This window comes from Streptosporangium lutulentum (genome assembly GCF_030811455.1).
Lineage (GTDB): Bacteria > Actinomycetota > Actinomycetes > Streptosporangiales > Streptosporangiaceae > Streptosporangium > Streptosporangium lutulentum.
In genome coordinates this window covers 8,833,044-8,853,384 of record NZ_JAUSQU010000001.1, presented here as the reverse complement: position 1 = coordinate 8,853,384, position 20,341 = coordinate 8,833,044, and the positions used below count along the sequence as shown (strand labels likewise).

The 20,341-nt window shown below is 69.0% G+C and carries 17 protein-coding genes and 1 tRNA gene; 4 read left to right on the top strand and 14 right to left on the bottom strand.

The window, feature by feature from the left end:
• The first annotated feature begins 36 nt into the window (after positions 1–36).
• Together J2853_RS39980 and J2853_RS39975 are read left to right on the top strand one after the other, a co-directional pair.
• Positions 37–1,383, top strand: coding sequence for an outer membrane protein assembly factor BamB family protein (locus J2853_RS39980; RefSeq protein ID WP_307566500.1), 1,347 nt, complete (start codon positions 37–39; stop codon positions 1,381–1,383).
• A gap of 222 nt (positions 1,384–1,605) precedes the next feature.
• Complete coding sequence (locus J2853_RS39975; protein ID WP_307566499.1) at positions 1,606–2,826, top strand: acetyl-CoA C-acetyltransferase; 1,221 nt, start codon at positions 1,606–1,608, stop codon at positions 2,824–2,826.
• Here J2853_RS39975 and J2853_RS39970 read toward each other — a convergent pair whose 3' ends face one another.
• The 11 genes from J2853_RS39970 to eno all read right to left on the bottom strand — a co-directional run bounded on the left by J2853_RS39970 (position 2,827) and on the right by eno (position 13,415).
• A complete protein-coding gene (locus tag J2853_RS39970; protein WP_307566498.1) occupies positions 2,827–3,237 on the bottom strand; it encodes a PPOX class F420-dependent oxidoreductase in 411 nt (136 codons plus the stop codon).
• 82 nt (positions 3,238–3,319) lie between these two features.
• Complete coding sequence (locus J2853_RS39965; protein ID WP_307568974.1) at positions 3,320–3,541, bottom strand: DUF4287 domain-containing protein; 222 nt, start codon at positions 3,539–3,541, stop codon at positions 3,320–3,322.
• 191 nt (positions 3,542–3,732) lie between these two features.
• On the bottom strand, positions 3,733–4,509 hold the full coding sequence (locus J2853_RS39960; protein WP_307566497.1) for a Bax inhibitor-1/YccA family protein: 777 nt from the start codon (positions 4,507–4,509) through the stop codon (positions 3,733–3,735).
• Positions 4,510–5,313: 804 nt separating this feature from the next.
• A tRNA-Leu gene (locus J2853_RS39955) sits at positions 5,314–5,386 on the bottom strand.
• A gap of 492 nt (positions 5,387–5,878) precedes the next feature.
• Positions 5,879–7,195, bottom strand: coding sequence for an NAD(P)/FAD-dependent oxidoreductase (locus J2853_RS39950; RefSeq protein ID WP_307566495.1), 1,317 nt, complete (start codon positions 7,193–7,195; stop codon positions 5,879–5,881).
• A gap of 170 nt (positions 7,196–7,365) precedes the next feature.
• A complete protein-coding gene (locus J2853_RS39945; protein WP_307566494.1) occupies positions 7,366–8,163 on the bottom strand; it encodes a uracil-DNA glycosylase in 798 nt (265 codons plus the stop codon).
• 365 nt (positions 8,164–8,528) lie between these two features.
• Positions 8,529–9,692, bottom strand: coding sequence for a hypothetical protein (locus tag J2853_RS39940; protein WP_307566492.1), 1,164 nt, complete (start codon positions 9,690–9,692; stop codon positions 8,529–8,531).
• Positions 9,693–9,863: 171 nt separating this feature from the next.
• Positions 9,864–10,823 carry a Ppx/GppA phosphatase family protein gene (locus tag J2853_RS39935; RefSeq protein WP_307566490.1) on the bottom strand — a complete coding sequence of 320 codons (960 nt, stop codon included), beginning with the start codon at positions 10,821–10,823 and terminating at the stop codon, positions 9,864–9,866.
• Positions 10,824–10,986: 163 nt separating this feature from the next.
• The gene (locus J2853_RS39930) at positions 10,987–11,565 is read right to left on the bottom strand and encodes a DUF501 domain-containing protein (protein WP_307566489.1); all 579 of its coding nucleotides are present in this window, start codon (positions 11,563–11,565) and stop codon (positions 10,987–10,989) included.
• Between the two features lie 41 nt (positions 11,566–11,606).
• Complete coding sequence (locus J2853_RS39925) at positions 11,607–12,014, bottom strand: FtsB family cell division protein (RefSeq protein WP_307566487.1); 408 nt, start codon at positions 12,012–12,014, stop codon at positions 11,607–11,609.
• Between the two features lie 123 nt (positions 12,015–12,137).
• Positions 12,138–13,415, bottom strand: coding sequence for a phosphopyruvate hydratase (eno, locus tag J2853_RS39920; RefSeq protein WP_307566485.1), 1,278 nt, complete (start codon positions 13,413–13,415; stop codon positions 12,138–12,140).
• A 202-nt stretch (positions 13,416–13,617) separates the two neighbouring features.
• Here eno and J2853_RS39915 point away from each other — a divergent pair, with 202 nt between their 5' ends.
• Entirely contained in the window at positions 13,618–14,208 is a 591-nt protein-coding gene (locus J2853_RS39915) for a hypothetical protein (RefSeq protein WP_307566483.1), read from the top strand.
• Positions 14,209–14,239: 31 nt separating this feature from the next.
• Here the strand turns inward: J2853_RS39915 and J2853_RS39910 are convergent, their stop codons facing one another.
• From J2853_RS39910 to mfd, 3 genes are read right to left on the bottom strand one after another with little or no spacing between them, the layout of a single operon-like run.
• Positions 14,240–15,184: a nucleoside triphosphate pyrophosphohydrolase gene (locus J2853_RS39910; protein ID WP_307566481.1), complete on the bottom strand. Its 945-nt coding sequence runs from the start codon at positions 15,182–15,184 to the stop codon at positions 14,240–14,242.
• A 9-nt stretch (positions 15,185–15,193) separates the two neighbouring features.
• Positions 15,194–15,829, bottom strand: coding sequence for a SurA N-terminal domain-containing protein (locus J2853_RS39905; protein ID WP_307566480.1), 636 nt, complete (start codon positions 15,827–15,829; stop codon positions 15,194–15,196).
• Between the two features lie 27 nt (positions 15,830–15,856).
• Positions 15,857–19,387 carry a transcription-repair coupling factor gene (gene mfd, locus J2853_RS39900; protein WP_307566479.1) on the bottom strand — a complete coding sequence of 1,177 codons (3,531 nt, stop codon included), beginning with the start codon at positions 19,385–19,387 and terminating at the stop codon, positions 15,857–15,859.
• A 153-nt stretch (positions 19,388–19,540) separates the two neighbouring features.
• Between mfd and J2853_RS39895 the strand changes: the two genes are divergently transcribed.
• Positions 19,541–20,269 carry a class I SAM-dependent methyltransferase gene (locus J2853_RS39895; protein ID WP_307566478.1) on the top strand — a complete coding sequence of 243 codons (729 nt, stop codon included), beginning with the start codon at positions 19,541–19,543 and terminating at the stop codon, positions 20,267–20,269.
• Positions 20,270–20,341: the final 72 nt, after the last annotated feature.

The following is a 20,341-nucleotide window of genomic DNA, read 5'->3' as shown; positions in this document are numbered from 1 at the left end:
AAGCCGTTACCCTCGCCCCATTGGAGTGGAATACCCGTGATCCGGCCCCACGCGAAACCGGCTCTGGTGCTCGCCGGAGTCCTGACCCTGGCCGGCTGTTCCGGCAGTGAAGCGGCCACCCCGGTCGCCCATCCCACCTGGCACAACACCGAGATGAACGTCGTCAGCCGCACCACCTCCGCCGGTGGTGTCGCCACGACGACCTCAATGAAACCCGACGGCACCCTGGAGACGGTGGCCGTCGACCTCGCCTCGGGCAGGAAACTGTGGGCCCATCCCGCGACCATGGCGGGCCGTCTGCCGGGGATGGGGGTGCCCGCTCCGGCGATCGTCGAGACCGGCGCGGGCCAGGCCGTCACGGTGGCGGTCGGCCCCGCGAAACAGGGCCGCTGGAAGGCCACGCTCGTCGGCCTCGACGCCAAGACGGGGACCCGCAGGTGGACCCGCCCGGTGCACTCCACGTTCGGCCCCCAAAGGTGCGGGTCGTTCGTGTGCGTGTCGGAGAACACCGCGCTCGCCACGGCCCGGGTCGTCGTGCTCAATCCGGTCACCGGCAAGGTGATGTGGAAACTACCCGGGATCGCCGAGGTCGAGTGGTCCGATGCCTCCCGGGTGGTGCTCCTCCGGCTCGCCCAGCACCCCGTCCTGGAGTCGTACGACCTGAAGACGGGGAAGGTCGGCTGGCAGCTCCCCATCGAGCGGGCACTCGGCATGGGGGTGGACATGTCGGGCGGCTGGTCGTTCGGCGCGACGACCGGCAACCTCGTCGGCTACGTCGCCCCTTATACCAACCCCAAGACGAAGAAGGTCTCCGCCTTCGGCATGTTCTCCGCCAAGCTCTCCGACGGCACGGTCAACTGGATCCGTCCCTCGGTGGTGCGCGTCTATCCCAGCGGCAGCCCTGGCTTCGCGCCGGTGGTCCGCCCGGTCGACCAGCAGGGCCAGTACGGCGGATTCGCCCGGCTGGACGCCGGGAACGGCCGGGTCCTCGGCCAGATCCCGGTGGCCCAGGTTCCCAGCTCGGGGTGGTGGCTGTCCTTCCCGACCCGGATGGAGAAACTCGGTTTCCTGCGGCACGGCAAGCCGGGCAACGCCTTCGACATGCCCACCGGCCAGGCCGTCGAGGTCAAGGACGAGCGCGGCTGGTCCTTCTGCGCCACCGACCCCAAGCCTCTGCCGCTCAAGAACCAGAACCCGGGCTTCTACTCGGTGGCCTCGCTGTGCGAGTTCAAACTGGCCGACGGCACGCGGGTGGCCGGCTCGGGCGTCCCGCCCGTCTGGTTCACCGGCAGCCAGAACGGCTGGCGGACATGGCGTGACGAGAAGGGCGGCCTGCGCGCGATCAGGGACGGCTCCGGCGACACTCCCGGCATGTACGGCTGAGCCCCGCCCGCGGCTCCCTGGGCCGGTCACCGCCGGAAGCGCTCACGCGGCGCCCCTTCGGCCCGGTTCACGACGCGTCCTCGTGGCAGGGGCCCCGCCTTCGGGCGGGGCCCCTGTGCGTCCCGTACAAAGTTCTGTTTCATCGACCCCCGAGGCATGGCTTTCGGCATACCGCGCGGTACGCTCCGCAGGAGGAGTGAGCAACGAACCCAGGAGAGCCACATGCCCGAGGCAGTCATCGTCGCAACCGCGCGCTCGCCGATCGGACGCGCCTTCAAGGGGTCCCTCAAGGACATCCGCCCCGACGACCTGACCGTACAGATGATCCAGGCCGCGCTGGCCAAGGTTCCCCAGCTTGACCCGAGCACCATCGACGACCTGATGCTGGGCTGCGGCCTGCCGGGCGGCGAGCAGGGCTTCAACATGGGCCGCGTGGTCGCCACCCTGCTCGGCCTGGACACCGTTCCCGGAACGACCGTGACCCGCTACTGCTCGTCATCCCTGCAGACCACCCGGATGGCCCTGCACGCGATCAAGGCGGGCGAGGGCGACGTGTTCGTCTCGGCGGGCGTGGAGTGCGTCTCCCGGTTCGCCAAGGGAAGCTCGGATTCGATGCCGGACACCCAGAACGGGCTGTTCCACGACGCGCACGACCGTTCGGCCAGGACCGCCGCGGGCGGCGGCGGGGTCTGGCACGACCCGCGCGAGGACGGCGAGCTGCCCGACGTCTACATCGCGATGGGCCAGACGGCCGAGAACCTCGCCGGGTTGAAGGGCGTGTCCCGCCAGGAGCAGGACGAGTTCGGCGTCCGTTCCCAGAACCTGGCGGAGAAGGCCATCGCCAACGGCTTCTGGGAGAAGGACATCACCCCGGTGACCCTGCCCGACGGGACCGTGGTCAGCAAGGACGACGGCCCCCGGGCCGGCACCACCTACGAGGCGGTCTCCCAGCTCAAGCCGGTCTTCCGCCCGGACGGCACGGTCACCGCCGGCAACTGCTGCCCGCTGAACGACGGCGCCGCCGCGGTGATCGTGATGAGCGACACCAGGGCCGCCGAACTCGGCATCACCCCGCTCGCCCGGATCGTCTCCACCGGCGTGACCGGGCTGTCCCCCGAGATCATGGGCCTGGGCCCGGTCGAGGCCTCCAAGCAGGCCCTGGCCCGGGCGGGCATGTCCATCGGCGACGTGGACCTCGTTGAGATCAACGAGGCCTTCGCCGCCCAGGTCATCCCGTCCTACCAGGACCTCGGCATCGACCTCGACCGGCTCAACGTCAACGGCGGGGCCATCGCGGTGGGCCACCCCTTCGGCATGACCGGCGCCCGGATCACCTCCACGCTGATCAACAGCCTCGCCTTCCGCGACAAGTCGATCGGCCTGGAGACCATGTGCGTGGGCGGCGGCCAGGGCATGGCCATGGTCCTGGAGCGCCTCAGCTGATCAGCCGTGAACATCAGGGCCCGCGCGGGTGATCCCGATCCTCAGGATCACCCGCCGTTCCCGCTCCATGGCCGCCCGGTAGTCGTCCCAGTCCGGATGCTCGCCGGAGATGTCGCGGTAGTAGTTCACCAGGAGGTCCATCGCCTCGGGCAGTGAAACGATCTCCGCGGTGCCCTCGATCTGGATCCACGGCCCGAAGAAGGCGTCGCTCGTCACGCAGAGCGCCACCCGGGGGTCGGCCCGGAGGTTGCGGACCTTCGCGGCGGTCTCCCTGGTGCTGACGATCGCGTTCCCCTCGGCGTCCAGCCCTACGGTGACCGGCGACATCTGTGGTCGCCCGTCGGCGTGCGAGGTCAGCATCACCGCCCGGTGGTTGTCACGAATGAAATCACGTGCCTCATTGGGATCCATGACCCCATCATGCTCGATTCCACCCGCGCACAGGAAAGCCCGCGCCGCCTGGGCGGAGACGCGGGCTTCGTAGAGTAGGCGGTCAGCGGGTACGGCGACGCCGCTCGTGCTCCTGCACGATCGCGGCGGCATAGCCGTGGGTCAGCCCGTGCTCATCGGCGAGCCAGTTGGCGCGCTCGTCACAACGAAGGAAAGCCGGGCCGTTGTCGATAGCTTGAAACCACTCTGGGAGTGCGCGTCCTGTGATGACAGAGACCCTTGCGATCAACTTGCTCTGCGTCTCCAGTGAGTGGTTCAACGACATGGGCACCTCCACGGATAGGCTCCTTTGCTCGACAGTGCATCACGAATCCCCAGATGGCAAGCCCTTACACCTGGCCTTCGATGTCAGTTCGTCGATCATCGGTTGCTCTGCGTTCACCTGGGCGCCCGCCGGACAAAAGAAAAACCCCGCCGGAACCGCTCCGGCGGGGCTCTTCTGCTTGTCCTTGGCCGCTACTCGCGGAGGTAGCTCAGCAGACGCAGGATCTCCAGGTAAATCCAGACCAGGGTGACCGTCAGGCCGAAGGCCATCAGCCAGGAATACTTCTCCGGGGCGCCGGACTTCACCCCGCGCTCCACCTCGTCGAAGTCGAGCAGCAGGAAGAAGCAGCCGATCAGGATCACGGCGATGCTGAACACGTAGGACAGCGCGCCACCCGACCGGATGCCGATGCCGTCCTCGATGAAGTATCCGGCGACCAGGTTGACGAGCATGAGGCCCATGAGGCCCAGACCCGCGGCCACGACGAACTTGGTGAACTTCGGCGTGACGCGGATGATGCGCAGTGCGTACACGGTCAGCATGGCGGCGAAGGCGAGAGCCGTGCCGACCACCGCCTGGAAGACGATGCCGTTGTACAGGTTGTTGTACATGTGGCTGATCACGCCGATGGCAACGCCATAGGCGACCGCGTAGCCGAGGATGAGCACCGGGTTCGTGCTCTGCTTGAACGAGACGATCAGCCCGAGCACCAGGCCGACGACCACACCGATCAACAGCGCGACCGTGCCGAGGTTGAGGACCCAGGCCGCCGCCGCCGAGACGGCCAGCGTGCCCAGTGTGATGAAGCCACGCACGACCACGTCGTCGATCGTCATCGTCCGCTGCGCGGGGGGCGCGTACGACGGCGAGTTGTACATGCCCTGAAGCTGTTCAGCTGTCGGAGTCGGCGTCCCCCAGGCCTGACCGCCCTTGGACTGCCGACTGAAAATGGGGTTCTTACTCTCCATCGGTTGCCTCCACGCTGCGACCTACGCGATCAGCGTATTAGATCGGTTGTCACATGGCCGTATCGTGCTGATATCCATGGTGTTCAATTTGCCGTACGGCTATCGCCGATGTGCTCAACGAACGACCCACAGGTCTGGTTCCCGGTTTCGCGGCGACTTCGCCCGGCCGCCCGCGGAAAAGTCTCCGGAGCGGCCCGCCGCACGTCGCGACACGCGCGGGCGGCGACAGAACCCCTCCCAGGCCGGGAGAACCGCCGGGTCCCGTGCCCCGGAGCGGCGATCATCGGTGGCGGCCGGTCGCCGGAATATGACCGGTCATCCACCGATCGAGCGTGCCGACCCCGAGCACCGGCCCGGGGTTCGCCTCTTCCCTCATGGTTACTATTTTATACCGAAGATCCGTTGAATCCCAGGTCCGGCGGGAAACCTGTCCGGTGAACATACTCTCACCGACCAGGCGGTGCATTCATAAAGAATGCAATGCGAAATCCCGGAACGGCGGACCCGTCGCGCCCGACCGCCCGTTTCTTACACTCGGAGTATCTTTACGCGGACGCATAACGTTCTTGGAACCTCGCGTCGGGGTCTCCGCTAAACCCTTCGAGAAGGGGAGCCGAGGGCCGGTCCGGCCGGGGCCGCACAGACTGTTAGCCGCTTGTGATAAAGCTGAGTCCATATTCGGCGCGAGGCCCTTCCCGCCGGTCGGCTGCCGTCATCGGGCGCGATGGACAACCGGAGAGAGAGATTAGATCGTCGAACGACGTTTCCGCAGGTCAGCGATCTAATCTCGCGCGTCACAGCAAGTGCCCCCGGAGGGACTCGAACCCTCACTCGAACCCTTTTAAGGGGTTTGCCTCTGCCTTTGGGCTACGGGGGCGCCGTAATCATACGGAACGGACCACTCATGCGTAACTGTTCAGGCCATCCGTCACACGACTCCCTGCTCTAAACGATGGATCGTCCGAGCTCCTGGTACTGGGTCCAGGAATAGCACACTGTCAAGCCGATCCAGCCGAGGTTGGATCCGGGGTGCCTTCACGAAGGCGTCGGCGGGCCGACCGGATGATCGCGTGGCCGAGCGACCCGGGGCGACCGGAGCCTGGCCGCCTCGGGGCGAGCGGAACCGGCCGAAAGGGCGTGGCCGGGACGGGCCCGGGGGCGCCGGGCCCACACCGGAGTCGTCGCCCGTGCCGCCCCCGGGCCACGACGACGACCGGCCCCGGTGACCGCGGGGGCCGTCGCCGGCCGATCCCCGCGAGCGGGTGTCCACGGCCCTTCCCGGCCGGAACCGGGATCCGGGTGCGAACGCGAGGATCAGCACCGTACCCGGACGGCGATCCGGCGACCGTCCACCCCGGGCACCGGGACCTCAGCTCGTCGTCGCGGCGCGGAACTCGTCGTGCGGCGCCTCGATCTCTCCGAGCGACACGGTCTCCCGCTTGAAGAAAAGCGCCAGGGTCCAGTCGGCCATGACGCGGACCTTGCGATTGAAGGTGGGAACCCGCGACAGGTGGTAGGTGCGGTGCATGAACCAGGCGGCGAGCCCGCGGAGCTTGATCCCGTAGACGTTGGCGACCCCCTTGTGGAGACCGAGACCGGCGACCGACCCGACATACTTGTGCCGGTAGTCGACCAGTGGCCGGCCGTGCAGCTGCCGGGTGATGTTGTCGGCCAGGACCTTGGCCTGCCGTACGGCGTGCTGGGCGTTGGGCGCGCAGTACTGACCGGGGTTGGTCACGTCGGGCACGCCGGCCACGTCTCCGGCGGAGAAGGCGTCCTTGACCCCGACCACCGTCAGGCTGGGGGTCGCCTTGATCCGGCCGCGCTCGTCCAGCGGAAGGTCTCCGGCGTTGACGACGGGGCTGGGCTTCACCCCGGCGGTCCACACGATGGTGGCCGACGGGAACTCGTCGCCGTCGGAGAGCTTGACCAGGCCGCCCACGCACGAGTCCAGGCGGGTGTTCATCTTGACCTCGATACCGCGCTCGCGGAGCTGCTCGGCGGTCCACTTGCCCATCTCCGGGCCGACCTCGGGGAGAATGCGGTCGGTGGCCTCGACGAGGACCCAGCGCATGTCCTCGCGCGAGACGTTGCGGTAGTAACGGACGGCGTCGACCGCCATGTCCTCCAGCTCGGCGAGCGCCTCGATACCCGCGAAACCGCCACCGACCACGACGAACGTCAGCGCCCGCCGCCGCAGGGCCTCGTCATCGTCGCTCTCGGCCCGGTCGAGGAGGGCCAGCACCCGGTTGCGCAGCGCGATCGCCTCGCCGACCGTCTTGAAGCCGATCGCGGCGTCGGCGAGGCCGGGAATGGGAAGCGTGCGGGAGATCGAACCGGCGGCCATGACCACGATGTCGTAGTCGATGTCGTGCGGAGTGCCGACGTTGGGCTCGAAGGTGACGGACTTGGCCGCGTGGTTGACCTTGGAGACCTTGCCGTTGAGGATCGTCGCGGCGGACAGCACCCGGCGGAGCGGGACCACCACGTGGCGGGGCGAGAGGTTTCCACCCGCGGCCTCGGGGAGGAAGGGCTGGTAGGTCATGTGGGATTCGGGGGTGAGGACAGTGATCCGCACGCTGCCCTCGCGCAGCTCCTTGCGGAGCGTGTGCTGCAGGCGCAGCACGGTGTAGAGGCCGACGTATCCTCCGCCGACGACCACGATGTGCTTCGAGTTGGGGTTCACTACGACGCCATCCTTAGGTTTGAGGCTTGTGAAACCTTTCACAAGCATACGTCTCCCTCGCCGTTCGCGCCATGTCCTGGTCGGTCAACGTGCTCACCGTTTCCCCGAACTGGAACAAAAACCCCTTCTTGCTGGGAAATTTCAGTCGATTTTCTCTTTATGATCAGCGTTCACGAGCCGCGGAGGACGTTCGCCCTGGCAAAGAGCCGGTCGAGCATCTCGGCGGTCACCCTGCCCGTGAAGGTGTTCTGCTGGCTCGGGTGGTAACAGCCGAGAAGATGCGCCGGACGCCCGCCATGGGAGATCTCCACCTCCGCTCCGTGCCCGAAGGCCGGCCTCGGGCGCGGCAGGACGTATCCGGCGTCCTTCAAGGCCGGCCAGACCGCCTGCCAGGCGAAGCCCCCCAGCGCGACCACCACCCGTACGCTTCCGGCGACCAGCGCGAGCTCCCGGGCCAGCCAGGGGAAGCAGGCGGCCCGTTCCGACGGCTCGGGTTTGTTGGCCGGCGGAGCGCATCGGACCGCGGCCACCATGCGCGCTCCGACGAGCCTCTGCCCGTCACCGGCGCGGACACTGGTCTCCTGCGCGGCCAGGCCCGTGCGGTGGAGCGAGGCGAACAACCAGTCCCCGCTGCGATCCCCGGTGAAGATCCGCCCGGTGCGGTTGCCCCCGTGCGCGGCCGGGGCCAGCCCGACGATGAGCACCTCGGGCCGCTCCTCGCCCCATCCCGCGATGGGCCGCCCCCAGTAGGTCTCCCCGGCGAACGCCCGTCTCTTGACCGTCGCGACCTCCTCGCGCCACTCCACCAGGCGCGGGCAGGCCCGGCAGACGGACTGCGCGGCCGTGAGCTCCGCGAGGGTACGGCTCGCACTCGCGAGCTCCCGCACCTCGGCGGGATCGTGGGCGACGGGAGTGTCCGGCCGGGCGGGGTCGTCGGGCCAGCCGGATCCGGGAGGAACGTGGGTCATGCCCTTGATGGTGCCCGATCCGGGAGACCGCGAGCCCGGGGACCCTCCGGTTCACGGCCCGCGCGCCGGGGAAGGGGCCGCCGACGGGCGTCCTTCCCGGGAGGCGGGGAACAGGCCCGGCGCGGGCGGCCGAAGCGGGCCGGGCAGGGCCAAGCAGCCGGGCAGGGCAGGCAGGGCCACGCAAGGCCGGGCCGGAGAAGCGAACAGGAACAGGCCCGGCGCGGGGCGGCCAGGGCCGGAGAAGCGAACAGGAACAGGCCCGGCGCGGGGCGGCCAGGGCCGGAGAAGCGAACAGGCGGCGCCCGCTGGATGCGGGCGCCGCCTTTTCTCACTACAGATGCGAACTCACTACAGCTGAGAACTCACTACCACTTGTTGCCGAGCTCGAGCTTGGCAGCCGGCTCCGGGGTCGTGACCGGACGGGGGTGGGGCTTCTTGGTCCCGTTCTCGTCCTTGCAGACGACCTTGGCCACCGCGGTGCCACTGTTCGGACCGTTGTAGACCTCGATGGAGCGCTTGCCGTAGTCGGACTTCGAGGTGCTCCAGCGGTCGCTCACGGTACGGCTCTGCGAGCCGTAACCACTGAAGTAGACGCTCTCCCACGCACCCGCGACGCCGTCACGGACCCAGCGGTACTTCACGTCACCGCGGACGTGCGAGGCGCTGATCGTGCCGGTGAAGGAACGGGTGGTCGGGCAGGAGCCGTAGTAGCTTCCCGGAGCGCTGACGGAGACCGAGACCCGCGGGTGCGGGGCCGGGTTCCAGTCCTTGCACGAGACCTTGAAGTAGTCGCGGCTGGACGAGGGCCCGCCCACGATGTGCAGGCTGGCCCAGCCCCTGAAGTCGTCGTGCGTCTTGATCACGTGGCTGACCGTGCGTGAACCGTTGACGCGGACGGTGTCGCCGTCGACGACGCGCCCGTTGACGACCCACTGGTAGCGCACCCAGCGGGAGCCGGAGGTGCTGATGCGACCGGTCAGGGTCGCCTTGCAGTTGCTCTCGCTGACCCACGACTGAGCGCTGGTCTTACGAGGCGGGTTGAGGACGGTCCAGTCGTTGCCGCAGGAGACCGAGAAGTACTTCTTGCCTGAGGTAACGCCACGCGGCGACAGGACCTGGATGGCCTGCCAGCCCTTGGTGTCACGCTTGAAGGCGGCGGTCTCCTTGACGGTGACGGTCTTGGTGCCCTTGCCCTTCAGGGTGAAGGACTTGACACTGCTCTTGGACCCGTCGCCGTGCAGCCAGCGGTAGGAGACCTTGGTCGTGCTGTCGACGGCCTTCACCTTGATCTTGGTGGAGAAGGTCACCTTGGCGGGACAGGCGCCCTCGTACCTCGTGGTGGAGGCACTGGGGGTGTTGGCCCAAACCGCGGGCCTCGCCGTGGTGGCAGACGAGGCGCCCGCCGTCGTCGCCTGGGTCGACCCACTGGCCGCCGCTGCGGGCGTGGCCAGCAGGCCGGTTGCCATCGTCGCCAGCATGGCCGCGCCGGCTCCTGCTGCGGCTAGCTTGCGTGCTAGTCCGGAATTCATGAGGGGATGCTCCGTTTCGTTTGGAAGCAAAACGCGCTTCGAAGACGGTTGCCGCCCCGGCACCATCTGTGCCCGGGTCCCACGGCAAAGTCTTACTAAAGCATGTTTAGCTAACCATAAAACAGAAGCGGTCCTCAATGCTCCCCAAATAAGCGAATTGTCCAAATCCCGCTAAGATTCGACGACAGACCAGGCGATTCCGTCCAGAATGTCGTGTTCGCTAACAACCACCTCGGCGAAACCGTAACGCTCGACGATCCGATCCAGGATGAGCGCCCCCACCCCGATCACGTCCACCCGGCCGGGATGCATGACGGGAATGGCGGCCCGTTCCTGGGTGGTCACCGCCAACAAATGCCCAGAAATCCCATGTGTCTGATTTGCGGTAATTCGCGAATGATGGATTTTCTCCGGGTCGTATTCGGGCAGGTCAAGTGCGATTCCCGCCACCGTGGTAACGGAACCCGCGAGCCCGACCAGTGTCAGCGCCCGCTCCACCGGAATCTCCGCCGCCACCCGGTCGAGCGCGTCGTCGATGTCCGCGACCACGGCCTCCACCGCCTCGGCGCTCGGCGGGTCGCCCGCTTCGCGCAGATGCCGCTCGGTCAGCCGGACACACCCGATGTCCACCGACAGCGCGGCCTCCACATGCGTCGAGCCGACCACGAACTCCGTCGAACCGCCGCCGATGTCCACCACGAGGTACGGCGGGCGGGTGCCGTCGGGGACGGGCAGGCCGGTCTCGGGTGAGAGCCGCACCAGGCCGCGGGTGGCACCGGCGAACGACAGCTCCGCCTCCTCCGCGCCCGTGATCACCTCGGGGTCCACCCCGAAGATCTCGCGCACGCCGTCCACGAAGTCCTGCCGGTTGGCGGCGTCCCGGGTCGCGCTGGTGGCCACCACCCGAACCGAGGAGACCTCGTGCTGGGCGATGAGCTTCGCGTAGCCGCGCATCGCGGCGAACGTGCGATCCAGAGCCTCCGGCGCCAGCCTGCCGGTCTTGTCCACCCCCTGCCCCAGCCGGACGATCTCCATGCGCCGTTCGACGTCGGTCAGGGTGTCTCCGCCGATGTCCGCGATGAGCAGGCGGACGGAGTTGGTGCCACAGTCGATCGCGGCGACACGGGTCACTTGCTCTCCTCTTGGGCTTGGGTGTTCACGGTCGTGCTCGGTTCCGTTCGTCTTCGGTACTCGGTCTCGGCTTCGGACTCGCTTCCGGATCTCCCCGGCCCTCGGTCTCGGCGCCGGTGCCCGGCCTCGGTGCCACTGTCGCTGCCGGCGCCCGGTCTCGGCCTCAGCGCTCGGTTCCGGCCCTCGCCGGCCGGAGCTGATCGGCACTCGCGCCACCGCTTCCGTCCTCCGCCCCCGCCTCCTCCTCCACGAGGCAGCACGGCCCGCTCGCCCACCACTCGCCGAGCGCGTCGAGGGCCTCCCTGCCGAAGGGATTGCTCCCCGGCACCGCGAGCTCGTGACCGACCAGGGCATGGAGGCACTTGACCCGGGTGGGCATGCCCCCGGTGCTCTGCATGTCCCTGGGCAGCGGCTCCAGCCCGTCCTCGGCCGCGGCCTCGTCGCGGCGCGCGACGTAGTCGAGGTGGGCGGCCTGGTAGGCGGCGGCCAGGGCGGGGTCGTCGGCGAGCCTGGCCTGCATGCTCCGCATCATCCCGGAGGTTTCGAGCGTTCCGATGGCCGACGCGGCCCGGGGGCAGGTCAGGTAGAAAAGCGTCGGGAACGGCGATCCGTCGGGCAGCCGCGGCGCGGTCTCCACCACGTCCGGCAGCCCGCACGGGCAGCGGTGCGCCACCGCCCGCAGTCCGCGCGGCGCCCGGCCGAGCTGCCGCTCCACCGCCACCACATCGCGTTCATCGATCATTCGTGACACCCCCTGAAAAGACGACATCCAGGTTATCCGCGTCACCCCGCGGCCTTGGCCGCCTTCGTGCCCTTCCCCGTGTCGGCCGCCTCGACCGACTCCCAGAGCGTCTGGTACCACGGTGGCTTGACGGCCTTCTTCTCCCCCGCCGTGCCCTTGCCCGGCGAGGGCTGCTCGCCCATGACGACATAGCACTTCTGCCCGGGGTCGCAGTAGAACAGCCGCTCCCTGGCCTGCCGCTTGATGTAACCGGGGTCCTGGAGCTGCTTCCTGCGGTCGTCCAGATCCTTGATCGCGGCGAGCTCCCTGGCCTGCTCCTGCTGGAGCTGAGCGATGGCGCGGCGCTGGGCGACGTACTCCCTGATCGGATAGGCGAGGCTCATGGCGATCGCGCACACCACGATCGCGAGCACCGCGGCCCGTCCCGTCAGCTGCGGTCGTTTCGCCATGCGCCCCTCTCTCGTCCGTGCTCTCTCGCGCCGCCGTACCCGGCGCGACGGCCCGGGCACCGGTCACCGGTGCCCCCGCCCCGCGGTTTGCGCCCCGATCCGGGCGCAAACCGCAGGACGAAGCTACCGCTGAAAACGCGGGAACGCCGCGCGACCCGCGTAACGGGCGGCGTCGTCGAGGAGTTCCTCGATACGGAGCAACTGGTTGTACTTGGCCACGCGGTCGGAGCGGGCCGGCGCACCGGTCTTGATCTGGCCGCAGTTGGTGGCCACGGCGAGGTCGGCGATCGTGGTGTCCTCGGTCTCGCCGGAACGGTGGCTCATCATGCAGCGGTAGCCGCTGCGGTGAGCCAGGTCCACCGCGTCGAGGGTCTCGGTCAGGGTGCCGATCTGGTTGACCTTGACCAGCAGCGCGTTGGCGGTGCCCTCGGCGATGCCGCGGGCCAGGCGCTCGGGGTTGGTGACGAACAGGTCGTCGCCGACCAGCTGGACCTTGTCGCCGAGCGCCTTGGTCATGGCGTTCCAGCCCTCCCAGTCGCTCTCGTCCAGCGGGTCCTCGATGGAGACCAGCGGGTAGTTCGCGACCAGGTCCTCGTAGAAGGCGATCAGTTCGGCGGAGGACAGGCCCTTGCCGTCGATGGTGTAGACGCCGTCCGAGTGGAACTCGGAGGCGGCCACGTCGAGCGCCAGCCCGATGTCCTCTCCGGCCACGTAGCCGGCCTTCTCGATGGCGACCAGGATCAGGTCCAGGGCGTCACGGTTGGAGGGCAGGCTCGGGGCGAAGCCGCCCTCGTCGCCCAGCCCCGTGGCGTAGCCCTTCTCCTTCAGCACGGCCTTGAGCGCGTGGTAGACCTCGGTCCCCATCCGCACCGCCTCGCGGAACGACTCGGCCCCGATCGGGGCGATCATGAACTCCTGGATGTCGACGTTGCTGTCGGCGTGCGCGCCGCCGTTGAGGATGTTCATCATCGGGACGGGCAGCACGTGCGCGTTCGGCCCGCCGAGGTAACGGAACAGCGGCAGCTCGGCGCTGTCGGCGGCGGCCTTGGCCACCGCCAGGGAGACGCCCAGGATGGCGTTGGCGCCCAGCTTGGCCTTGTTCGGCGTGCCGTCCAGGTCGATCATGACCTGGTCGATGCTGCGCTGCTCGGTCGCGTCGAATCCGAGGATCTCGTCGGCGATCTCGTCGGTCACGCCGAGGACGGCCTTCTCGACCCCCTTGCCGCCGTAGCGCTCATCGCCGTCACGCAACTCGACGGCCTCGAACTGACCGGTGGACGCACCACTCGGAACCGCGGCACGCCCCTGGCTGCCGTCGTCCAGGAGGATGTCGACCTCGACCGTCGGGTTGCCCCGGGAGTCAAGGATCTCGCGGGCGGTGACGCCCTCGATGGAAGCCACGAAGCGCTCCTAAAGTCGCAGGACAGTTTGCCTCAGAAGCTTACCGAGGCCTACTTACCGGTACGGTGGCCGCCGTCGGGGCGGCGGGCGAACCCCGGGTGTACGGCGGCCCCGAGGGGACGGCGACGGAAGCGGAACGGCACACCTGCTCCGCGGCGCGTCCTTTACAGGAGCCTTACCGGCGGTGGGCCATCGTCCGATCATGTCCATCGGCACGGGTACCACGAGGAGACGGGCGCGCCCCGCGCCCAGGACGGCGCTGCTACTCCTGGGCCACCTGCCGCTGACCGGCGTGAACGTCACGGTGCTCAACGTCGTCGCGCTCGACCAGGCGCGCCGGCTCGCCGCGGAGGAGATGCGGGCGGGCGGTGAGAACGAGTTCGGGGGCGTAGGCGAGTTCTACCTGTTCTACCTGGACCAGGCCACCGAAACCGCGTGGACGTACGCCGCGCTTCTCGCCGTCGCCGGAGCGATCACTCTGGTGCTGACCTGGACCGCCCGTCGTCACGGGGTCACCGCTCCCCTGCTGGCCGGGCTGGGGGTCTTCGGGATTCCCTTCTTTCTCCTGTTGCTGATGGTGACGATGGGCATGCCCTTCTGGCTCAGCGGGGCCACCGGCGAGCCCGTCCCCTTGGCGATCGGAGACGGACCGCCCTGGTACCTGCCCGCGCTCGTCACCCAGACCTCCCTCGCGGCGGTGGCGTATGTCGCGAGCGTGGCGCTGATGCTCAGGGGCCGGGGCCGTCACCCGGCGCGGGGCCGTCCGCCCGGCGAGATCGGTCCGGTCCCGTAGACGAGCGCGACGACCCGGGCGCGGTCTTCTGTCACGACTCCCGGTCGCGGACCCTGTCCCGGTAGACGCGGGCGACGGCGCGCAGCTCGGCCTCCGGGTCGAGGCCCGCCACGTGCGCCTGCCGTACGAGCTCGAAAAGCCGTGCCCCGACGCCCTCGGCGGACAGTCCGGCCGGCAGCTCGGCGGGGGCTCCCACGCGCTCGGCGCGCCGGAGCAACTGGGCGGTGAGGGAGAGGGCGGGCTGCCCCATCGGGACGCCGTCCACGACCGAGCCCGAGTCGCCGCCGTTCTTGGCCGCGCGCTCGGCCGCCTTGATGGTCTCCCAGTTGTCGCTGACCTCCCCCGCGCCGTCGACCACGGTGTCGGCGAACACGTGCGGGTGGCGGCGGACGAGTTTGGAGACGATCGCGTCGGCCACGTCGTCGACGTCGAAGCCGTCGGGACGCTCCTGGGCGACCCGCGCGTGGAAGGCCACCTGGAGGAGCAGGTCGCCCAGTTCCTCGCGCAGGGCGGCGTGATCACCCTCCTCGATGGTCTCCAGCACCTCGTAGGCCTCTTCGAGGAGGTACGGGGCCAGCGACTCGTGGGTCTGCTGGGCGTCCCACGGGCAGTTCACCCTGAGCCGGTCCATCACCGAGACCAGGTCGAGCAGCCGCGCCCCCGGCAGATCGTAGGAGCCGGGCACGACCTCGATCACCGGCGGCTCGTCGAGCGCCACCGCGGCGTAGCCGATGGAGCGCATCGTCGCCTCGTCGGCCTCCAGCCACACGACGGTCCCCACCTGGGCCTCACGGACCAGGGCGGCCGGATCCGGCGTCACGACCTCCACGCTCACTCCGGCCTCCGCGAGGTAGGGCAGAAGCGGATGGTCGGCGGTCCCGGTGCGCACGGGACCGTCCTGCAGGACCTGCCACGCGTGACGGCTGAGCAGCCCCGGGGCGACCCGGGGCGAGGTGGTGACGACGATCAGCGGCATGTCCGGAGGCTACTGCTGCACAGGAGCGGCGGGAGGAGCGGCGGGAGGCGCCCCGAAGCGGGTGCTCTCCGTGAAGAGGTTCGGCTGCTGCTCGCTCCGCTGCTCGTTGATCGTGCCGTAGCGCGGGTTCCAGGTGATCGGCATGGCCTGCAGATCCTTGATCACCTGCGCCTGGCCCTTCTGGATGGCGGCCTCGTCGGTGCCGCCGCCGTACTTGGCCATGAGCTTGGTGATCATCAGGGTGGCCTTGGTGTAATCGCGCATCTTCGACGGCGGCACCGCCTGTCCGAGCATCTGCTGCTCGTACCCGGCCGCCCCGCCCTCGCCGCTCGAGATCACCTGGTCGATCTCGGCCTCGGTGACCGTGATGCCCTTGCTCTCGGCCACCTGCACGCGCTGCGCGGAGTTGGCGAGCTGGAAGAGCACGACCTGCGGAACGCTGCCCGGGAACTGCAGCTGGGAGGCGGAGACGTTGGCCTTGGCCAGCGCGGCCTCGTACTCCTGCACGTTCTTGTCCAGCTCGCCGGCGCTGATCCGGTCCTTACCCACGATGGCGGCGGCGCCGGCCTGCGGCGGAGAGCAGGCCGTCAACGCGATACCCGCGGCGGCGACCGCCACGATGACACGAACTCGAGTCGACTTCACATGCGTTCCCTTCACGACAAACGCCGCTTACTTTACCGGCATGCTCTCAAGGAACATCGCCTCGACCAGATCGCCACACCACTTGAGCAGTTCCAGGTCGCGTAGCGGCTGACCGCCGAGCGGTCTGGTCTTGGGTACGGGTACCAGCAAGGTACCTGCCGCCTGCTTCAGCAACGCCTTCGGGTACAGCCGTTCGAGTCTGACCTGCTGGGAGTCCTTGAGCGCCACCGGCCCGAACTTGACGTGCTGGCCCTGCAGGGTGACATCGGTGAGCCCGGCCCTGCGGGCGCGGATCCGGAAGCGGGCGACCTCCAGGAGGTTCTCCACCTCCTGCGGAGGCCGGCCGTACCGGTCGACGAGCTCCTCGCGCACCGCGGCGACGTCGGCGTCGGAGCCGATCTCGGCGATCCGCCGGTAGGCCTCCAGGCGCAGTCGCTCGGAGGTCACGTATCCGTGCGGGATGTGGGCGTTGATCGGCAGCTCGACCTTGACGTCCGGCCGCTCCTCCTGGAGATCCTCGCCCGACAGCTTGGCCTTCTGCTCCTGTACGGCCTCCGCCATCATGCGCACGTAGAGGTCGAAGCCGACGCCCGCGATGAAGCCCGACTGCTCGGCGCCCAGGATGTTGCCCGCGCCGCGGATCTCCAGGTCCTTCATCGCCACGTACATGCCCGCGCCCATCTCGGTGTGCTGCGAGATGGTGGCCAGGCGCTCGTGGGCGGTCTCGGTGAGCGGCTTCTCCGGCGGGTACAGGAAGTAGGCGTAGCCGCGCTCACGGCCCCGGCCGACCCGGCCGCGGAGCTGGTGGAGCTGGGACAGGCCGTAGTTGTCGGCCCGATCCACGATCAGGGTGTTGGCGTTGGGCACGTCCAGCCCGGACTCGACGATCGTGGTGCAGACGAGCACGTCGAAGTCGCGCTCCCAGAAGCCCACCATGATCTTCTCAAGCTGATGCTCCTGCATCTGACCGTGCGCGACGGCGATCCTGGCCTCGGGCACGAGCTCGTGCAGCATGGACGCGACCTTGTTGATGCTCGCGACGCGGTTGTGGACGAAGAACGTCTGGCCGTCGCGCATCAGCTCGCGCCGGATCGCGGCGGCGATCTGCTTGTCGTCGTAGGGACCGACGAAGGTGAGGATCGGGTGCCGTTCTTCCGGCGGGGTGAGGATCGTGGACATCTCCCGGATGCCGGTGAGGCCCATCTCCAGCGTGCGGGGGATCGGCGTCGCCGACATGGCCAGCACGTCGACCTGCGTCCGCAGGTGCTTCATGGCCTCCTTGTGCTCGACGCCGAACCGCTGCTCCTCGTCGATGATGATCAGGCCGAGCTGTTTGAACCTGATCTCCGGCGAGAACAGCCGGTGCGTGCCGATCACCACGTCCACCGAGCCCTCGGTGAGGCCCAGCATGGTCTCCTTGACCTCGCCGTCGCTCTGGAACCGCGACATCGGCCTGACGTTCAGCGGGAACCCGGAGAACCGTTCGGCGAAGGTGGACATGTGCTGCTGGACCAGCAGCGTGGTGGGCACCAGCACGGCCACCTGCTTGCCGTCCTGCACGGCCTTGAACGCCGCCCGCACCGCGATCTCGGTCTTGCCGTAGCCGACGTCGCCGCAGATCAGCCGGTCCATCGGGATCGCGCGTTCCATGTCACGCTTGACCTCGTCGATGGCCTCCAGCTGGTCGCCGGTCTCGGCGTAGGGGAAGGCGTCCTCCATCTCCCGCTGCCACGGCGTGTCCGGCGCGAACGCGTGTCCCGGCGAGGCCATCCGCGCGGAGTAGAGGCGGATCAGCTCGCCGGCGATCTCCTTGACCGCCTTCTTCGCCTTGGTCTTGGCCTTGGTCCAGTCGCCGCCGCCCATCCGGTTGAGCGTGGGCGACTCGCCGCCGACGTAGCGGGTGACCTCGTCGAGCTGGTCGGTCGGCACGTAGAGCCGGTCGCCCTTGGCGTACTCGATCACGAGGTATTCGCGGGTGGCGCCCTGCACGGTCCGCTGCACCATCTCGATGTAGCGGCCCACGCCGTGCTGCTCGTGCACGACGTGGTCGCCGATCTTGAGCTGGAGCGGGTCGACCATGTTGCGGCGCCGCGACGGCAGCCGCCGCATGTCCTTGGTGGACGCCTTCTGCCCGACCAGGTCGAGATGGGTCAGCACGGCCAGCCGCGGGGTGACGAAGCCGTGCTCGACCAGACCGGTGGTGACATGGACGACCTTGGGCTCCGGGGCCCGGTCGAGGTCGCGCTCCAGCCGCGCGGGCAGGTCCGCGCCCTTGAGCAGCTCGACCATCCGCTCCGCGGGACCGTGGCCCTCGCTGAGCAGGACGACGACCTTGTCCTCCTCCAGCCAGCCCTTGATGTCGAGCAGCGCCCGCTCGGTGTCGCCCCGGTAGGTCTCCGACTCGTGTGCCCCCAGGAGCAGCCCGCCGCCCAGGTCGTCGCCGCCGAACGGCGCGATCGACCACCAGGGCTGGCCGAGCTCGCGCGCGTGGTCGCGGATGTCCTCCAGCGTGCGGAACGCCGCCGCCCCCAGATCGATCGGGGCCTCTCCCCCGGACGCGGCGTTGATCCAGGACGCCTCCAGGAACTCCTGACTGGTCCGCACGAGCTCGTCCGCGCGGCCGCGGATGCGTTCCGGGTCGCACACGAACACCGCCGACTGTCCCGGCAGATGATCGATCAGCAGGTCCATCTCGCCGGCGAGCACCGGCGCGAACGCCTCCATGCCCTCGACCGGAACGCCCTCGGCCAGTTGCTCCAGGGTCTCGGCCAGCGAGGGGTGCTCCTCGGCGAGCTCCCGCGCCCGCCGCCTCACGTCGTCCGTCAGCAGCATCTCCCTGCAGGGAGCGGCGAACAGGCCGTCCTCCGCGACCTCCAGCGACCGCTGGTCGGCGACCTTGAACCAGCGGATCTCCTCGACGGTGTCGCCCCAGAACTCCAGCCGCAGCGGGTGCTCCTCGGTCGGCGGGAAGACGTCCAGCAGACCGCCCCTGACGGCCACCTCTCCGCGCTTCTCCACCATGTCGACCCGGTGGTAGCCGTTCTCCACGAGCCTGTGGACGACGCTTTCGAGGTCGATGTCGTCGCCGACGTGCAGCCGTACCGGCGGGAGATCGCCCAGACCGCGCACGATCGGCTGGAGCAGTGCCCTGACCGGCGCGACGATCACGTGCAGCGGCCCCGCCGCGGGGTCGCCCTCGATCGGGTGGGCCAGCCTGCGCAGGACGGCGAGGCGCTGGCCGACGGTGTCGCTGCGCGGCGACAGGCGCTCGTGCGGCAGCGTCTCCCAGGCGGGGAAGACGGCGACCGTGTGCTCGTTCAGGAGGCTGGTGAGCGCCGAGGCGAGATCCTCGGCCTCGCGCCCGGTGGCGGTCACCGCGAGCACGGTCCGCGCCGTCCCCTTGGCGCCCTCCCTGGCCAGCGCGGCCACGGTGAAGGGACGCAGCGCGGGTGGCGCGATCAGCGACACGTCGGAGGAGTCACCCCCGCGCACATCCGCAAGGACGGAAGCCAGCTTCGATTCCCCGGTGACGAGGTCCAGCAGTCCGGAAAGGCTCATCAGATTCGCCCACAGCCCCACGACGGCAACACGACAGGCCCCCGGCCGGGAGAGGAACGGGGGTACCGGCCAAGGTTACTTGCACTGGCGCTCCCACCCGTAAGGAGCCGGAAATGCACTACTAATCGTGTGTGATTGACTACTGTCAGTGGCATGTCTGAGGTGAGGTCGGTCGTCGCGCGAGACGACCTGTTCGGTCGGCGGATCCGGGAACAGCGGATCGGCCGGCTCGGCCGGCGGCTCGATGTCCTGATCGCCGGGTGCGGCTGGCCCGGCCCGATGGAGTCCGCGCGGACGGAGAGCCGGGTCATCGGGATCGACGAGGACCTGCCGGCGCTGCGGGCGCGCATGTCCACCCGGGAAGACCTGGACTCCTGGATCCTGGGCGACCTGCGGTCGGTGCCGCTGTCCCCGCGGTCGTTCGACGTCGTCTGCGTGTCGTTCCTGCTGGAGCGGATCGAGCATCCCGAGCTGGTGCTCGACCGGCTGCTCACCGGCCTGCGGCCGGGCGGGCTGCTGCTGATCCGGATGCGCGACCGCATGTCGGCCTACGGGACATGCGACCGGCTGATGCCCTCCCTGCTGCGGCAGGCGCTCTGGCGCAGGTTCGTCCCGCCGAACACGGTGGGCCCGCTGCCCGCCGTCTACGACCACGTCGCCTCGCGCGAGGGGATGCACTCCTTCTGCCTGATGCGCGGGCTGATGGTGACGGACGACGTGTTCGCGACCAGCGGGCCGGCGCTGAGCGGGCCTCTCGGTAAGCTGGTCCGTGCCGCCTGTTCGGTGGTGGAGATCCTCTCCGGGGGACGACGGCCCGCCTCGCACGACGAGGTGACCATGGTGATCCGCAAACCCCAGAACCACTTCGCGCGGCTGATCTGAGAGTCACCCGGTCGAGGCGGGACAACCGGAGTGGGTACAGTGAGGGAATCCGACTAAGTCGATCGGGATTGT

Excerpts from the sequence above, each read along its gene's own strand:
- J2853_RS39915 (WP_307566483.1), top strand. The coding sequence starts at position 13,618 with ATGTCCATCGGCACGGGTACCACGAGGAGACGGGCGCGCCCCGCGCCC.
- J2853_RS39925 (WP_307566487.1), bottom strand. The coding sequence starts at position 12,014 with ATGGCGAAACGACCGCAGCTGACGGGACGGGCCGCGGTGCTCGCGATC.
- J2853_RS39910 (WP_307566481.1), bottom strand. The coding sequence starts at position 15,184 with ATGCCGCTGATCGTCGTCACCACCTCGCCCCGGGTCGCCCCGGGGCTG.
- J2853_RS39960 (WP_307566497.1), bottom strand. The coding sequence starts at position 4,509 with ATGGAGAGTAAGAACCCCATTTTCAGTCGGCAGTCCAAGGGCGGTCAG.
- J2853_RS39970 (WP_307566498.1), bottom strand. The coding sequence starts at position 3,237 with ATGGATCCCAATGAGGCACGTGATTTCATTCGTGACAACCACCGGGCG.
- J2853_RS39940 (WP_307566492.1), bottom strand. The coding sequence starts at position 9,692 with ATGAATTCCGGACTAGCACGCAAGCTAGCCGCAGCAGGAGCCGGCGCG.
- J2853_RS39965 (WP_307568974.1), bottom strand. The coding sequence starts at position 3,541 with ATGTCGTTGAACCACTCACTGGAGACGCAGAGCAAGTTGATCGCAAGG.
- J2853_RS39895 (WP_307566478.1), top strand. The coding sequence starts at position 19,541 with ATGTCTGAGGTGAGGTCGGTCGTCGCGCGAGACGACCTGTTCGGTCGG.
- J2853_RS39930 (WP_307566489.1), bottom strand. The coding sequence starts at position 11,565 with ATGATCGATGAACGCGATGTGGTGGCGGTGGAGCGGCAGCTCGGCCGG.
- J2853_RS39945 (WP_307566494.1), bottom strand. The coding sequence starts at position 8,163 with ATGACCCACGTTCCTCCCGGATCCGGCTGGCCCGACGACCCCGCCCGG.
- J2853_RS39975 (WP_307566499.1), top strand. The coding sequence starts at position 1,606 with ATGCCCGAGGCAGTCATCGTCGCAACCGCGCGCTCGCCGATCGGACGC.
- mfd (WP_307566479.1), bottom strand. The coding sequence starts at position 19,387 with ATGAGCCTTTCCGGACTGCTGGACCTCGTCACCGGGGAATCGAAGCTG.